At 50.3% G+C, this 15,822-nt stretch carries 15 protein-coding genes and 3 tRNA genes; 4 read left to right on the top strand and 14 right to left on the bottom strand.

From position 1 onward, the window contains the following. Window positions 1-435: 435 nt before the first annotated feature. A complete protein-coding gene (locus R2X38_RS04770) occupies window positions 436-1,377 on the top strand; it encodes a universal stress protein (protein WP_317521006.1) in 942 nt (313 codons plus the stop codon). A gap of 178 nt (window positions 1,378-1,555) precedes the next feature. Here the strand turns inward: R2X38_RS04770 and R2X38_RS04765 are convergent, their stop codons facing one another. From R2X38_RS04765 to uvrY, 14 genes are all read right to left on the bottom strand, one after another. Further along, window positions 1,556-2,395: a FoF1 ATP synthase subunit gamma gene (locus tag R2X38_RS04765; protein ID WP_317521003.1), complete on the bottom strand. Its 840-nt coding sequence runs from the start codon at window positions 2,393-2,395 to the stop codon at window positions 1,556-1,558. Beyond that, entirely contained in the window at window positions 2,392-3,891 is a 1,500-nt protein-coding gene (locus tag R2X38_RS04760; protein WP_317521681.1) for a F0F1 ATP synthase subunit alpha, read from the bottom strand. The genes R2X38_RS04765 and R2X38_RS04760 overlap by 4 nt, the downstream gene beginning before the upstream one ends. Then, the gene (locus R2X38_RS04755) at window positions 3,878-4,627 is read right to left on the bottom strand and encodes a F0F1 ATP synthase subunit delta (RefSeq protein ID WP_317521001.1); all 750 of its coding nucleotides are present in this window, start codon (window positions 4,625-4,627) and stop codon (window positions 3,878-3,880) included. The genes R2X38_RS04760 and R2X38_RS04755 overlap by 14 nt, the downstream gene beginning before the upstream one ends. Before the next feature lie 49 nt (window positions 4,628-4,676). Beyond that, on the bottom strand, window positions 4,677-4,943 hold the full coding sequence (locus tag R2X38_RS04750; protein WP_317520999.1) for an ATP F0F1 synthase subunit C: 267 nt from the start codon (window positions 4,941-4,943) through the stop codon (window positions 4,677-4,679). Beyond that, window positions 4,936-5,577, bottom strand: a complete 642-nt coding sequence (locus R2X38_RS04745; RefSeq protein ID WP_317520997.1) for a F0F1 ATP synthase subunit A — start codon at window positions 5,575-5,577, stop codon at window positions 4,936-4,938. The genes R2X38_RS04750 and R2X38_RS04745 overlap by 8 nt, the downstream gene beginning before the upstream one ends. 5 nt (window positions 5,578-5,582) lie before the next feature. Next, window positions 5,583-5,852 carry an AtpZ/AtpI family protein gene (locus R2X38_RS04740; RefSeq protein WP_317520996.1) on the bottom strand — a complete coding sequence of 90 codons (270 nt, stop codon included), beginning with the start codon at window positions 5,850-5,852 and terminating at the stop codon, window positions 5,583-5,585. Between the two features lie 9 nt (window positions 5,853-5,861). Further along, window positions 5,862-6,257, bottom strand: coding sequence for a F0F1 ATP synthase subunit epsilon (locus R2X38_RS04735; protein WP_317520995.1), 396 nt, complete (start codon window positions 6,255-6,257; stop codon window positions 5,862-5,864). Beyond that, on the bottom strand, window positions 6,254-7,642 hold the full coding sequence (gene atpD / locus R2X38_RS04730) for a F0F1 ATP synthase subunit beta (RefSeq protein WP_317520994.1): 1,389 nt from the start codon (window positions 7,640-7,642) through the stop codon (window positions 6,254-6,256). Before atpD ends, R2X38_RS04735 begins: the two co-directional genes overlap by 4 nt. A 252-nt stretch (window positions 7,643-7,894) precedes the next feature. Continuing rightward, window positions 7,895-7,981 (bottom strand) — tRNA-Leu (locus R2X38_RS04725). 77 nt (window positions 7,982-8,058) lie between these two features. Further along, window positions 8,059-8,134: transfer RNA gene (locus R2X38_RS04720), tRNA-Gly, on the bottom strand. Between the two features lie 3 nt (window positions 8,135-8,137). Then, a tRNA-Cys gene (locus R2X38_RS04715) sits at window positions 8,138-8,211 on the bottom strand. 403 nt (window positions 8,212-8,614) lie between these two features. After that, on the bottom strand, window positions 8,615-9,172 hold the full coding sequence (gene pgsA / locus R2X38_RS04710; protein ID WP_317520993.1) for a CDP-diacylglycerol--glycerol-3-phosphate 3-phosphatidyltransferase: 558 nt from the start codon (window positions 9,170-9,172) through the stop codon (window positions 8,615-8,617). A gap of 38 nt (window positions 9,173-9,210) precedes the next feature. Beyond that, window positions 9,211-11,043 carry an excinuclease ABC subunit UvrC gene (gene uvrC / locus R2X38_RS04705; protein WP_317520992.1) on the bottom strand — a complete coding sequence of 611 codons (1,833 nt, stop codon included), beginning with the start codon at window positions 11,041-11,043 and terminating at the stop codon, window positions 9,211-9,213. Beyond that, a complete protein-coding gene (gene uvrY, locus R2X38_RS04700; protein ID WP_039468571.1) occupies window positions 11,043-11,687 on the bottom strand; it encodes a UvrY/SirA/GacA family response regulator transcription factor in 645 nt (214 codons plus the stop codon). The genes uvrC and uvrY overlap by 1 nt, the downstream gene beginning before the upstream one ends. A 919-nt stretch (window positions 11,688-12,606) precedes the next feature. Between uvrY and R2X38_RS04695 the strand changes: the two genes are divergently transcribed. From R2X38_RS04695 to R2X38_RS04685, 3 genes are read left to right on the top strand one after another with little or no spacing between them, the layout of a single operon-like run. Beyond that, window positions 12,607-13,158: an ECF-type riboflavin transporter substrate-binding protein gene (locus R2X38_RS04695; protein ID WP_317520991.1), complete on the top strand. Its 552-nt coding sequence runs from the start codon at window positions 12,607-12,609 to the stop codon at window positions 13,156-13,158. A gap of 3 nt (window positions 13,159-13,161) precedes the next feature. Beyond that, on the top strand, window positions 13,162-14,859 hold the full coding sequence (locus R2X38_RS04690; protein WP_317520990.1) for an ABC transporter ATP-binding protein: 1,698 nt from the start codon (window positions 13,162-13,164) through the stop codon (window positions 14,857-14,859). Next, window positions 14,856-15,695, top strand: a complete 840-nt coding sequence (locus R2X38_RS04685; protein ID WP_317520989.1) for an energy-coupling factor transporter transmembrane component T — start codon at window positions 14,856-14,858, stop codon at window positions 15,693-15,695. The genes R2X38_RS04690 and R2X38_RS04685 overlap by 4 nt, the downstream gene beginning before the upstream one ends. Window positions 15,696-15,822 lie beyond the last annotated feature (127 nt).

The following is a 15,822-nucleotide window of genomic DNA, read 5'->3' as shown; positions in this document are numbered from 1 at the left end:
AGCAAACGCATACTGATTTTCAGCATAAGTATGACAATCAATCGGTTGCTAGCACAAAATAACCTTTTCTTATCCAAATAATTTTTTACATCATTTTTATTGATACGCCTGCGTATTATGACATAATAGGCCTATCTTGATGATTTAAGCCTTATCAAGAGTTCTACATTCTTTTACCGTCGTACCCTCTTTGTACGACGGCTTTTTACCTCCCTTGCCCCCCTTCCATCGCGGCACTGCTTTTCTGCTCTGGATCCCACTAAGTTTGTCCACCCGCGGGACGAGAAATGCAACGTAGTTATATGCAGGGAGAAACCATGCGTCACCCCGGCCTTTAATACTTGTCTATGCTATTAAAGCATTCATTTTTATATTCGGCTTTCAATGATGCTCTGTGGCAAAACGTCCAGCTTATGTTAAACCAGAGGAGGTCCTATGAGCTTTCGTCACCTGCTGCTACCTGTTGCACCGGATCAACCGCTGGGAGATGCCTTCCAGGAAGTCCTACAAATTGCCGATAGCCAGTCGGCCAAGGTTACTTTGGTTTCTGTTATTGAAAAGCTTGATGAGTTGAAAGAAATAGCTCGGTATTCCAGTAAGGTAATGGGGCTTTTGGATGAGGCGACAAAAACATCGCGCCAAACCTTGGAAGGCCATGTGCAGCTGTTGAAAGCCAAATACCCGAAAATTACATTCTCGGTGTTGGTACGGCTGGGAATACCATTTGTTGAAATCATTAAGGCAGCAGATGAACTTCAGGCCAGTATGATCGTGATTGATACCCACCGGCAGAATAAAACGGAAGCCTGCCAACGAGGAAGTACCACCCGTCATTTAATGCGCAAGTCAGCGCTCCCTATCTGGTCCAGCAACTCCCATCAGTCACCGATCAGCCGGGTTGCCGTGGCGGTTGATGTTTCCTCTGAGGAGCAGCTCGCCTTTAATGAAAAAATCCTGTCGCTTGCCTTGGAAGTCTGCGCGTCAACCGGGGCCGAGCTGACGTTGCTTCATGCCTGGCATGTTGATCTCAAAGGTTTTTTCCGCAAATGGGGGAATTACCGAGACCTGGATATAGACTTGATATCGAAAGAAATGCGATTGGATCGCGCCGAACGATTGAAGTCGCTACTGGCACAGCATACCGACTCGCCGGTAAGGCAGCAGATCAAGCTGCTGGAAGGGGACGCTAAAGAGGCCATCCCGCGCATGGTGAAGGAAAAGTCGATCGATATGGTGATCATGGGATCACAGTCGCGGTCCGGAATTGCCGGATTTTTGATGGGAAATACCGCAGAATCTATGCTTGATAAACTCACCTGTTCAGTACTCACACTCAAGCCAGATGCGTTCCATTCGCCAGTGCTGGACCAGAAGTAATATTGAAGCTTGAAGCGCAGTGGAAGGAGGTGTTGTCATTTCAGCCTCCCTTCCTTCATGGCGCGCTGGCATTCACGCTATAGCGTGTTAGGCTTTTTTTGTAGCGTGAGATTGTCAGCCCCCAAGCTTTGCTTTGGCTGGCGATCACTCTAAAATGCTCTTGCTTGCATATACCGGTTCAATCTTCGAAACCACCGGCATTAAGTAGAATCACCTCAATTTCTTCGATAATTTCCTCTTGTCGCAACACGTTACACTGCTGGGTTAGTTCATCGACTGCATGCTCTAGGTGCTTCACCGCGCCTTCCAGATGCATGGTCCGGCTACGGTTTTCCTCAATCAGGGAGGTATAGAATAATTCATGTAATGCAGCAAAAAGATACTGCTCGGCAACATTCAGCAGAAAATCTTTCGGTGCTAGATTAAGTTCAGGCGGATACGAAAAATGCGGCGGCTGGCGAGGGGGAGACTGGAATGGCGGCAGTAATTGTTTCGTGACAATGCCCTGATCCCCGCAATGGTAAACACTGTACAAGCTTACCAAAGGCTGCTGCTGTTGCAGCTTTACAATAACTTGGACCGTTTGCTCGAGCACGCTAGGCACCTCTTCGACAACATTAGGCCCAGTCATTTTGGCATGCACATCTACATCGTCTTGCACCAAGTTATACAATTTGCGACCAACAATGATCAGAGCGGGTCTTGTTTTGGCTGCCGTTTTCACCGTCGCTTCGATATGGGCGACCAGCTCCTGGTTGAAATTACCACAGAACCCCCTTTCAGAGCCGATAATCAGATAGACCGGTGTTGCGATGATGTCTTCTGGCTGTGTCTCGGGGTGAAAGCAGAGGAAATCATCAGCCACTTCTGCAATGACATCGACTACCCGGTGCTGAGTGTCGAGGAACGTGCTCAATTTGTGGTTTTCCATGTAAGCGAGCATTTTCATGGCATTGAGTACGCCGATAACTTCATTGATGCTGTGGAGTTGGTGTTGTAGTTCCTGACGTTGGGTCATGATGCATCGTCCCGCGCACTGTTGGATGATAGCCATCCGGCTAAGGCTTGGCTCCACGCTTCCCTGGCGCTATCTAGTGTCAGCCCGGAAAACTCGACCTGTTCTTTGAGCCGTTCGAGGACCGGATGGATTTGCTGGCGCTCGATCCCATTGAAACGGCCATCGTTGAACGCCACGAGCCAGGCCAGTTGGAAACGTTCACCGCAAGGGGAAAATTGCTCCTGCTTGAGGATTTCCCTCAGTAGCAGACCACGTTGAATCGCCCTCTCTACGCTTTCTTCAAGGCGGGCACCAAATCGAGTAAAATTCTCAAGCTCCAAAAATTGCAGGTAATTCAGTTTCATGCTTCCCGCCTCCTGCTTGATCCTCGGATGCTGGGCCTTGCCGCCGATGCGTGACACCGAGCGGGCAATATCGATCGCCGGCCGGAAGCCCGCAGCGAATAATATTCGCTCCAGATAAATCTGGCCGTCGGTGATTGAGATCAGGTTGGTCGGGATATAACCGGAAATTTCCCCTTGCTTGGTCTCCACAATCGGTAGCGCAGTCATGCTTCCACCGCCTTGGGATGCACTCAGGCAGGTTGTTCGCTCTAGCAGGCTAGCATGGATTGAGAATATATCCCCAGGATAGGCCTCCCGTCCGGGAGGGCGACGCAACAGCAGAGATAATTCGCGGTATATTTTGGCATGGGTGCTGAGATCATCATACACCACCAGGGTGTCACGCCCCTGTTGCATCCAATATTCGGCAATGGCGCAACCGGAGAAGGGGGCAAGGTGCTGCAACCCGGGAAGGCTGCTCGCCTCCGCCACAACCACAGTGGTATATTCCAGCGCACCGAAATCCCGTAACGTCTCTATCGTGTTGACCACCGCAGAGCGCCTTTGGCCAATCAACACGTAGACACAATAAACATTCTTGTTTCGCTGGTTGAGCACGGTATCCAGAGCGAGAGCACTACGCCCCAAACCTTCATCGCCGATAAGCAGTTGTCTCTGCCCCTTGCCAATGGGGATAAGCGTATCGATGATCTTTATTCCCGTGTACAAGGGGGAATTAACAAAGTCGCGGTCCGTGATCGGCGGCGACAACGCATTCATGCGCTGCCATGCAGAAGGAACAGGAGAGGGTTTGCCGTCCTGCGGGGTACCGAGAGGATCGATAACCCGGCCAAGCAATTCGTTCCCCACAGGTACGCTAAGCGGCTGGCTAGCAAGATGGACCGACGTGCCGGCAGTCAGACTACTGGTTTCGTATAACAACACCGCACTGACCTGATCCTCAGTCAAATCAAAGACCATGGCCCGGCTGCCATCCTCCATGGTGAGAATATCGTCCATCGCCGCTGAGGGAAGCCCGTTGATCTTGGCAATGCCATCTCCCAGGGACAACACGACGCCCCGCTCTTCAATGCGCAACCCCGGTTTGTAATCCCTGAGCCACGCCGCTTGCTCGGCAAGCAGGCTGCTGTACTCGAACTCATCGTGTAGCATGGGCAAATTCCGCAAACTCTTTTAAGTCATCCCGGATATTGGCATGCAACCGCCACGCCCCTATCGTGATGCATACCCCGGCGATCAGCCCGGGGTCCTGTTCATACTGAACCGGGACTGATAAATGACTCACGGCCATTAAGGCTTTCTCTAGTTCCTGCCGTTTATTTCCCGCTATCGGATGGGCACTGGCCACCACGATAACATCTGGCACCTCCCCCCACTGCTGCCGAAGAGCCGCCGCGCTATCGTCAGGGAGCAACGACAGGTCATCCAACAGAATGTCCAGCAGGCGTGCCTCCTGCTCGGGCCCAGAAGCCTTGCTCAACAGCACCGTGGCGAACTCTGCCCCCTGTTTCAATGCCTGCAGTTCAATTTCGCGCATTACTTCCGCTCGCTGACGCGCCCCTGCAATCTCGGCCTTTTCTTTTTCCTGTTCGACTGACTGCATCAGCTGGCTAAGCCTAGACGCCCGCTCGGCATCCATCTCCTTGGCCAGCTCCTCTCTCGCCTGCTGACATTCGTGTTCCCAGTTGGCCAGGCGGTGCTCATATTCTTCTTTCAGGGCTACCGATTCGTCATTCAGGCTCTGAGATTCGGCGAGTCGCTGGTCAATTCCGGCCTGACGCTGAACAACGACAGCCATCACCGGCTTGAACAGAAACCGCTTGAGAATCCAAACCAAGAACAGAAAATTGATGATTTCAAGCAAGAATGTCGACCAACTAAACTCCAAAGCATCGCTCCTTCAATCGATAATAGCGCCGCCAAGTAACCGCCAGCCTCTAGGAAATGAGATATTCGAGCAGTGGATTGCGAAACAGGATAATCAGCACGACGACCAGAACGTAAATGGCAAGCGACTCTATCATCGCAAGGCCGATAAAGAGCGTTCGCATAATCGCCCGCTCAGCTTCCGGCTGGCGGGCCAGCGCGTCCATCGCACGGCTGACAGCCCACCCCATCGCCACGGCCGGCAGCATGACGCCTAAGGAGATTCCGATCACAGCAACAGCGGTAGAAGTCAAAACAAAGGTAGATAATTCAGGCATTAGAGTCTCCGTCATGCTGCTGTTGTTTATACTGTAGACCACCCGCGACATAGATGAGGGCCAACATGCCGAAGATATAGGCCTGGACCAGCGCTTCGATGACATGAAGCATCAATATCGGCACAGGGGCAAGAAAGCCGGCTACCATCAAAAATAGCAACGCCGCCATTTCTAGGCTCATCATGTTGCCAAACAACCTCACCGCCAATGCCACGGTACGGGTTATCTCGCCGATAAGGTGAAACGGCAGCAGGATGGGGCTCGGCTTGAGGTAATGGCTCAGATAGCGCTTTATTCCCTGCAAGCGGATGCCATACCAGTGGGTTGATAGAAACACCACAATCGCTAAGGCCGACGTGGCAGAGAGATCGCGTGTCGGGGAATGCACTCCCGGGATCAGCCCGCACAGATTGGCGATGACCAGGAATATCCAAAGGCTGCCAATAAATGGCGTCAGGCTTTTAACATGCTGGGGCGCGACCTCCTGGATCACACTTTCAATGCTGGCGACGATGCCTTCAACGGCAGTTTGCACCACTCCGGGGTTAAGGGATAGGCGGCGTGACAACAGCCAGGCAAGCAGCCAAACCGCCCCCAATATCGCCCAGGTCGTCACTACCGTATTATTTATCAATAGGATCACTCCTTAATAAACAAATAGACGTTCACCGCACCCACCATCACCCCAAGCAAAATCAGGCTCATCGTCCATCGGATAGAGTATCCTTCCATCATGCTATCCAGCCAGTGGCCGAGATAAGCCCCCCCGACAATCGGCAGCACCAACAACAGCCCCAGGGTTCCGATATAAATAGTCTGGCCGACAAGCGTCTGTCTTTCTCGCTCAGCCTTCTTCATACGGTGTACCTTACGTTCTACTTTTTCTTTCAAATCACCCAGCTTTGCCATGGCATCCACTCATCGCCTGCCCATTTCCCAGAGCCGATTGAGGATCGCTTCCTCCATATGGTGAAGGCTCTCTTTGACCCGCTGTCGCTTTTTTTCCTCGCCGAGCAGTTGCTCCTGCAGGGTCTGGCTAATACGAAGGTAGTCATCGTCTAGCACAAAGCGGTAGGTGCACAGTGTCAGTCTATTATTGTGAAAATAGATCACCCCGCCGGGGGCTGCTAGATATTTCCAGTCACTGTCACCAATTCGGTACTTGGCGATCCCGGTAGACAGGATGGTCATAAACCGAATGTGCCCGGGCAGCAACCCAAAACTGCCACTAGCATCTTCACCAACAAAAGAGGTCACACCGATGATCTCCTCGGCATGCGTTGCGTCAAGCAGCTGGAGCACAAACCCTTTCATCGTCGCACCGCCTCCATACTCCCCTGCATGTAACAGCGCTCTTCAGGGATACCGTCGTAATGGCCCAGCAGAAAATGCTCGCAGTCCTGTATCGTGCTCTCGAGCGGAACCGACACGCCAGGCAGGCCGGTATGCGCGGCCGTCGTCCAAAAAGGCTGGGTTAGGTAACGTTGAAGCTTACGGGCCCGCATAATGATTCTGCGGTCGGCAACAGAGAGCTCCTCAACCCCGAGCATGGTGATAATGTCTTCCAACTCGTGGTACCGGGCCAGGTGCTCCCTGACACCTTCGGCGATACCGTAGTGCCGAGAGCCTAGCGTATGGTGGTTCATCAGCTTGTTGCTGGACTGCAGAACGTCAACGGCAGGATAGATACCTTTGCCGGCTTGAGCCCGAGACAGGATCACAGTGCTGTCAAGGTGGCTGAGGAGAGTGCTTACCGCAGGATCAGTCATGTCATCCGCCGGCACATAAACTGCCTGGACCGAGGTGATTGAGCCGTCCTTGGTCGATACAATACGATCTTGCATCTCGGCGATATCGGTCGAAAGTGTGGGCTGGTACCCGACGGTGGCGGGCATGCGCCCGAGCAGGCTTGACACCTCGCTACCGGCCTGGACAAAGCGAAAGATGTTGTCCATGACAAACAGTACATCTTTTTTCAGTGTATCGCGCAGGTATTCAGCATACGTCAGAGCCGAGAGCCCGACGCGGAAACGGACTCCTGGCGATTCGTCCATTTGCCCAAACACCATGAGTGTCTGCGGCAACACCCCCGCATCACGGATTTCATGCCATAGTTCGTGCCCCTCCCGGATACGCTCGCCAACGCCGGAGAAAACGGACACCCCCCGGTGCAGCTTCGCGACCGAGTGCATGAACTCCATGATCAGCACGGTTTTGCCAACCCCCGCCCCACCGAATAGACCGATTTTCCCTCCTTTGATGAAAGGACACAGAAGGTCAATCACCTTGATCCCTGTTTCCAATACCTCGCCGACACCGACCGCCTTATGGAGCGGTACGGGGATACTGTGTACATCGCGAAATGCCGATGCGTTAAGCGCACTGCCGCCGTCCAGCGGATCTCCGAAGATGTTGAGCAATCGGCCAAGACAGTCAGTCGTGACCGGGATATGGAGTGAGGCACCGGTATCATACACTGTGGTGCCCCGGTGCAAAGAGATGTTCCGGTGCAAAATGATAATGCGTATATGGCTCTGATCAAGATGCTGATGGACCTCAAACAGATACGTTTCACCCGCGATGCTGGCACATAAGGCCTGATGCAGAGGGGGCAAGGTATCGCAGGCAACGACCGCCACGGGGCCGTGGATCTCGGTAATGACACCAATTGGCACTTGCTCTCTTTGCACTTCGACCATTAGCCCCCCTTACTGAAACACCTCCGCTTTAGGTCTTAGGTGGGTTCACAACCTAAAGCTATCGACAACTTAGTATAGAGTAATCGGCGCCAATTCATTTATGGCCAAGGCGTATCTGCCCCCACCCCTGCAGGTCCATGGGATACCCAAAAGAAATGGTTGTTATCAGGTCGGAGGTTGATATGAGTAGTTTGAAGAGGATTCGAAAAATAAAAAAGGCTTACAAGCCAAGCTTGTAAGCCTTTGATTTGATGGTGCCCCGGGCCGGACTTGAACCGGCACAGCGCGAACGCCGAGGGATTTTAAATCCCTTGTGTCTACCAATTCCACCACCAGGGCACGCAATTCTTTGCGATGCCGTTTAGTACAGTAAACACCATCTGTTTCTTACCGCAGATTGCCGTAAGATTTTAATTTGGAGCGACACACGAGGTTCGAACTCGTGACCTCAACCTTGGCAAGGTTGCGCTCTACCAACTGAGCTAGTGTCGCAAATGGAGGCGCGTCCCGGAGTCGAACCGAGGTCCACGGATTTGCAATCCGCTGCATAGCCACTCTGCCAACGCGCCTAAATGTCAATCAAGCTTGATTAACCAACCGTTCACGGTGTGTTCCGTTGCGGTATGTGGTGCATTCTACGCAATACTGAGGTTGAGTCAACAGTAAAATTCACCACTTTTGGTCAAGTGGTGGATTTACAGTCAATAAGCGCTATTTTATCCTTTTTTCATCCTTCCGCCCTCGTAGGGTGCTCAAATTTAAAACAAAACTTAAAAAGCCCACAAAGTGATTTTGATCACTGTTATCCTATTCAGAGTTCAAAATGATAGGTAAACAGTACCGTTTGTGAGAAAAAGTGTGAAATCTACCTAAACTCACTGTTTTTTCAACGACGACTAGGCATTGATGTTTTCAAGTATAAAAAAAGCGGCTTAATCGCCGCTTCTTTTCAATTTAATCAATACACCGCTCTTAGAGGTGCTCAGAGTTCAGCAAGTCATGCTTGGCCGCTTTGAGATAGATGTACATCGACCAGTAAGTCAGGATCATCGCCACATACAGTGCAATGTAACCAATCCAGACCAACCACTCGTGCGGATGCCAGAGTAGAAGAAGCAATGCGGCCATCTGGGCACCGGTCTTTACTTTACCGACCCAAGACACCGCCACACTTGAGCGTTTACCCAGTTCGGCCATCCATTCACGCAAGGCTGAGATAATAATCTCACGGCCGATCATGGTAATAGCCGGAATGGTTACCCATACTGAATTGTAATGCTCTACCACCAGCACCATTGCGGCAGCAACCATCACCTTGTCGGCAACAGGGTCGATAAACGCACCGAAACGGGTTGTCTGGTTAAGCTTGCGAGCCAAATAGCCATCAAACCAGTCGGTTATGCCGGCAATCAAGAAAATCAATGCTGTTGCGAATGGGGACCAGCTATACGGCAGATAAAAGGTGATCACGAAAAATGGAATCAAAATTAGCCGTATGAAGCTCAGAATGTTCGGAATTGTTAAACGCATAATTGTTCGTTCTTATTGTGTAGATGTACCGCGCTGGCCTAATGATTCAGCGCGTCATAAATTTTTTCTGCCATCGCACGACTGATGCCCGGCACCTTAGCGATTTCTTCTCTGCTAGCTTTCTTCAGTTCCTGTAGGCCACCCATATACTTGAGCAATGCTTGGCGGCGTTTCGGGCCAATGCCCTCAATGTCTTCCAAGGCACTACGTTTTCTTACTTTTGCACGCTGGGCACGGTGACCACTGATTGCATGATTGTGACTCTCATCCCTGATATGTTGAATTAAATGCAACGCTGGGGAATCTGCAGGCATCGAAAATTCTTCACCCGTTGTCAGCAACAAAGTTTCCAGCCCGGGTTTACGGGTGGTTCCTTTGGCAACACCCACGAGGATCGAGCGCTTAGGCCACTCAACCATCAATGGGTTAACTACATCATACGCTCTTGACAGCTGACCTCTACCCCCATCGATAAAAATAATATCAGGAATTCTATCCGGATCGACTTGTGAACCATACCTACGCTCCAAAGCTTGTGCCATGGCGGCATAGTCATCACCTCCGGTAATGCCTGAAATGTTATAGCGCCGGTACTCTTGCTTCAATGGTCCATCCTGATTGAACACGACGCAAGAGGCAACCGTCTTTTCACCCATGGTATGACTGATATCAAAACATTCCATGCGTTCAAGACGATTGAGCTGGAGCGCCTCACGCAAAGCGGTGAAACGTTGGTGGACTGTCATCCGGTGGCTGAGCTTGCTTGTCAGTGCCGTTCTGGCGTTGGTTTGCGCCAAGCGCTGGAACTTGGCCTTATTGCCACGGGTACTAGACTTAATCACTATCTTGCGCCCCGCCAGCTCCGTCAGCGTCTCGGCAATCACCGCTTGCTCGTCGCCCAGTGCTTCACCCAAAAGAATTTCACTCGGGATCACCCTGCCCTCAGCCTGATTGAGGTAGAACTGGGTGACAAAGCTCGATAACACTTCGGTTATTTCGGCATCCACCGGCATTTTCGGGAAATAACTCCGACTACCGAGGATTTTACCCTGGCGAATGTAGAGTGCATGGATGCATGCCATACCGTTGTCATAGGCAATGCCGACAACATCCAGATCATCGTCACTATCATGGCTAACGAACTGTTGCTCCTGCACCCGTCGCAACGCCTGTATCTGGTCGCGGTATGTTGCTGCCTTTTCGAATGCCAGCTGCTGGCTCGCCTGCTCCATTTTCTCGACCATCGAGGTGATCACTTGCCGGTCTTTTCCCTTCAGGAACAGCCGAACATAGTTGACCTGCTCTTCATAGTCTTCGTCAGTCACCAGCCCTTTGACACACGGGCCAAGGCAGCGGCCGATTTGATACATCAAGCAAGGACGGCTACGGTTTGCATACACCGAATCTTCACACTGGCGGATCGGAAAAATCTTTTGCAGCAGATGCAGACTTTCCCTGACAGCGCCGCCGTCTGGGTATGGCCCGAAATACTCACCTTTGCGCTTCTTGGCTCCCCGGTGCATCGACAAGCGAGGGTGGGTAGAGGCACTTAAGAAAATGTAAGGGTAGGATTTATCGTCCCGGAGCAGGACATTGTATTTGGGCAGGTATAGCTTGATATAGTTGTGCTCAAGGATCAGCGCTTCCGTTTCGGTATGGGTAACGGTGACATCGACCTTGGCGATATTTTTAACCAGTGCTCTGGTTTTCTCCCCAGCCACATTGGCCCGGAAGTAACTGGAAAGGCGTTTTTTGAGATCTTTGGCCTTTCCGACATAGATAACCTCATCGGCCAGATCATACATTCTGTATACACCTGGCTGATGAGTGACTGTTTTTAGAAAACTTTTGGCGTCAAACTGTTCCGACACTACAACGTCTCTGTGTCTAACATTCCATGGCGAATAGCAAGGTGGGTCAGCTCAACATCACCATTGATGTCCAGCTTGTTGAAAAGACGGTAACGGTAGCTGTTGACAGTCTTCGGGCTCAGATTCAGTTGCTCTGAAATATCGGTCACTTTCTGTCCTTTGGTGATCATCATCATGATCTGAAGTTCACGCTCAGAAAGATCTTTGAAAGGGTTTTCTGAATCCGGAGCAAACTGGCTCAATGCCATCTGTTGCGCGATTTCTGGTGAAATATATCGCTGACCGCTGTTAACCATGCGAATAGCATTAATCATTTCGTCAGGGCCGGCACCTTTAGTTAGGTAGCCTGCTGCACCTGCCTGCATCACCTTGGTCGGGAACGGATTTTCTGTATGTATTGTCAAAACGATAATTTTGACATCAGGACTAAAGCGCAAAATTTTACGTGTCGCTTCAAGGCCACCGATACCAGGCATGTTCATATCCATAAGAATGATGTCCGCATGCGAGTTACGGCACCACTTTACGGCTTCTTCACCACTGTCGGCTTCCCCTACCACTTTTATACCACGGACATCTTCAAGCAGACGTCGGATCCCTGTGCGAACCAGTTCGTGATCATCTACAAGGAATACATTAATCAAGCTGTATCTCCAATATGATTTGGCTCTGCACCCAGCCGAGATGGCGGGATAGCTGTTACTGATATTACCCAATTCTACCTTAACTTCCCACCGGATCTCATGCAGTTTCTGTGTAACAGCGCATGTTTTCGCGGAAAGTTAAGACTTGACAAAACAATGATTTGTCAATTTTTACAAGCTTCAAAATAAAATAGCTTGGACAGCAGTATTTACTATATTTCGAAAAAAATAAAGTGAAATATTCAAGTTATCCAATTAGTTAGATTTATCTCAAAAAGATAGCTCTAAGCTGTCATAATAGTGTGACAATCAATAAGTTAAATCAACCATCCATAAGTGGTGTCTATTTATCATTTTCTCACCAAAGCTTAAAAAAAGCAGTTACTTACCACAATTTACTGTTTTTTCGGCAAGCTACAAAAATAATATGCAAAAAACTGTACTATCACGTTCGACGTTTTGAAGTTCCTCCCCCATTGGGAGGAGTTAGATTTGCGAGGCTCATACTCGCATAAATAGATATTACTCTCTTGTATAAAGTATTGCCCATCATTGCCTGTTAACAAAGACACGCCAAAAAAATCTTACTTCGAATACTTATTGATATAACTCGCCGTTCACAAAGACATCCTCTGACTGCATCTCTACTACGCATGAACGTTCCGCAATGTTCACCGCAACAGCAGTAAAGGCAGATTTGGCTAAGAGTTAGACGTCTAGATGTAGAGGTTTCCCTTCTGTTGTATGTTCATGTATTATGGCGCGTCCTTATGCCTGCCGGCATAACTGCTCTTGCTTAAATATGGATTTTTGCAGTACTACCCGACACATGATTGTGGGTTTTCTTTTGGATATCGCAAAGCAGCCTTTTGGCCGGCAACGTACATGCAAATACCCAAGAGCTTTAAAAGGTTATGTCATGAATCTCTCTGCCAAGACAGTTGTGCTCATCGCTATCGGTGCAGCCTTATATGGTATTGGTGGTTTACCTATGTTCGGTATTCCTGTCTTCGCAAATACCACCCTCAAACCTGCCATGGCAGTGCTTGCCTTGTTTGGCGTGCTATTCGGCCCTCTTGTCGGCTTTCTTGTTGGATTTATCGGCCACTGGGTGACCGACCTCTTCGCCGGATGGGGCGTCTGGGTCACTTGGGTACTCGGCTCTGGAATCGTCGGACTCGTCATTGGTCTTTATCCAAAAATCACCAAAGAGCGTATTGAAAAAGGGCTGTTCTCCAAGCTCGACTTCTGCCTGTTCGTCACCCTTGCTTTCATCGGTAACGTGGTCGGCTATGGCTGCTCTGCCTTTCTTGATGCCGTCCTCTATGCCGAACCGTTTACCAAGGTCTTGGCGCAGCTCACCATCATTGCTGCCGGTAACACCGTGCTGATTGCCATTGTCGGCCACTTCATCCTTACCGCTGTCGCCAAACGCAAGCAACAAAGCTACAACCTGATCGAGGCCGAATAAGCTATGTCTATTCAGTTTACAGATTTCTCATTCAAATATTGGGCGTTGCAAAAGCCAACCCTGAAAAATATCAACCTGACCATTAACCAAGGTGAGAAAGTTGTTATTGTTGGGCCAAGCGGTAGCGGTAAGTCCACCCTGGGCCAATGCTTGAATGGTTTGATCCCATTCTCGGTAAAGGGTGACATCACTGGCAGCCTGAAAATCAATGGCAAAGAAACCCAAGAGATGGATCTTCACCAGTGCACTGGCATGGTGGGGACGGTTCTACAGGATACCGATGGCCAGTTTGTTGGCTTGAGCATTGGGGAAGACATTGCTTTTGCCCTTGAAAACCAAATGATTGCACCAGGGCCAATGCGCCAAGTGGTGGAAGACACGGCTGCAATGATGGATCTGGCTGACATGCTGCACTTGTCTCCTTTCGATCTCAGCGGCGGCCAGAAGCAGCGTGTTTCTCTTGCGGGTGTGATGGTCGACGATGTCGACATTCTGCTGTTCGATGAGCCGCTCGCGAGCCTGGATCCGAAAACCGGTAAATCAACCATCGAAATTATCGATCGCCTGCACCGTGAAACAGGCAAAACCGTAGTGATAATCGAGCACCGCCTCGAAGATGTTCTGCACTGCCAGGCTGACCGAATCATCTTGATGGAGCGCGGCGAAATCGTTGCCAACCTGACACCTGACGAGCTGCTTGCCAGCCCGCTGTTGGCACAGCACGGGATCCGCGAACCCCTTTACCTATCAGCGTTAAAAGCGGCCGGCTGTGAGATCAATGAAACCGATAAGCCAGCTTATTTATCAACACTCGATATCGAGCGCTTCAAGCCGCAAGTGATGGAGTGGTTCCAACAAGGTGACATCGTCACAGTAGAAGCTGAAGAGACGCCTCTGCTTGAGGTCAAAAACCTCAGCTACTCCTACGATGGTCAGCGCCAGACCCTAGAAAATGTCAGCTTTACCGTTAACAAGGGCGAGTTTGTTTCTATCTTGGGCAAGAACGGTTCGGGCAAATCGACCATTACCCGTTTGATCATGGGCGTCCTTGAGCCGGACTCAGGCAGCATTCGTTTTGAAGGGTGCGATTTGGCATCCCGCTCTATCTTCGAGCGAAGCCAAGATATCGGTATTGTATTGCAAAACCCGAACCACATGATTTCCCATCATATGATTTTCGATGAAGTTGCATCAGGCCTGCGTAACCGTGGCGTACCTGAAGCAGACGTTGAAACCAAGGTTCTTGAAACGCTGAAGCTTTGTGGCCTGGATCGCTACCGCCACTGGCCGATTGATGCGTTGAGCTACGGCCAGAAAAAGCGAGTAACCATTGCAACCATTTTGGTACTGGAACCTAAGCTGCTTATCCTCGACGAGCCAACCGCGGGCCAGGATTACCACCACTACACAGCAATGATGAGCTTTATCAAGGAGCTGAACCAGAAGCTTGGGATCACCATAGTGATTATATCCCATGATATGCACTTGGTATTGGAATATACCCGACGCGCTATCGTTATTGCTGACAGCAAGCTACTGGCCGATTCTGCCGTTAACGAGGTGTTCAGCCAACCGTCGTTGCTTGAACAAGCCAACCTGACCGTCACCAGTTTGTATACACTTGCATCTCGCCTGGGTATAGAACGTATTGATCACTTTATCCGTTGCTTCATTAGCCATGAGGCAGGCCCACACTCATGAAAACCAACAAGATTAAATTCGGTATTAGCTACATCAATACCGGCTCCCCCCTGCACGCGCTAAACGGGATCACCAAGTTCATTTTGTTTATGGCTTGGGTCACCATGGTGCTGATGACCTTTGATGTCCGGATTATTGTCGCCATGATTTTGGTTGGCTTTGCTTTGCTGCGACTTTCTCGCGTGCCTTTTGCCAACTATAAGACATTGATGACAGGTACGGTCACCGTGCTGCTCCTTAATGCATTATTCATGTTCCTCATTGCCCCGCAGCAGGGCAAAGAATACATGGGAAGCCAGACGGTATTGCTTGCTCTGCCGGGTAACTACTCGCTAACCCAGGAAACCCTGTTTTACTTGGTTACAGTGACACTGAAATACTTCAGCATGTTCCCGGTCGCCTTGGTGTTTGTGTTTACCACCCACCCAACCGAGTTCTCGGCGAGTTTGAACAAACTAGGCGTACCATATCGTATCGCCTATGCAGTCAGCCTGACATTGCGTTACCTGCCGGAAGTCACCAAGGACTTCATCAACATCATGCATGCCCAGCAGGCGCGTGGCGTTGATATCTCAAAGAATGCCCCGGTTTTGACCCGTATCAAAAACGTCGCGAAAATCCTTGGCCCATTGATTTTCTCCAGCCTCGATCGCGCTGAGGTGATTTCCAATGCCATGACACTACGTGGTTTTGGCCAGCACAAGCGCCGTAGCTGGTACAGCCTCAAGCCAATGACCAAGGCAGACTTTACCGTGTTGTTCACTATCGCGGTGGTTTTGGCTCTTGGCTTCGCCAACCGCTATCACGCTGAGCAGCTGTTCTGGTATCCGTTCTAATTGCGATACTCGCTCTATCATTGACTCAGAGGCCAGCATTGCTGGCCTTTTTGTTATTCAGCACCCTTACAAAAAGGCGACGTATTCCTTTTAATTGCAACGCGTGATCTGTCACTCCACCATGGTA

Origin of the sequence: Photobacterium rosenbergii (assembly GCF_033022775.1) — a bacterium.
GTDB lineage: Bacteria > Pseudomonadota > Gammaproteobacteria > Enterobacterales > Vibrionaceae > Photobacterium > Photobacterium rosenbergii_A.
The sequence above is the reverse complement of the archived record's forward strand: the minus strand, read 5'-3'. Positions and strand labels throughout refer to the sequence as shown.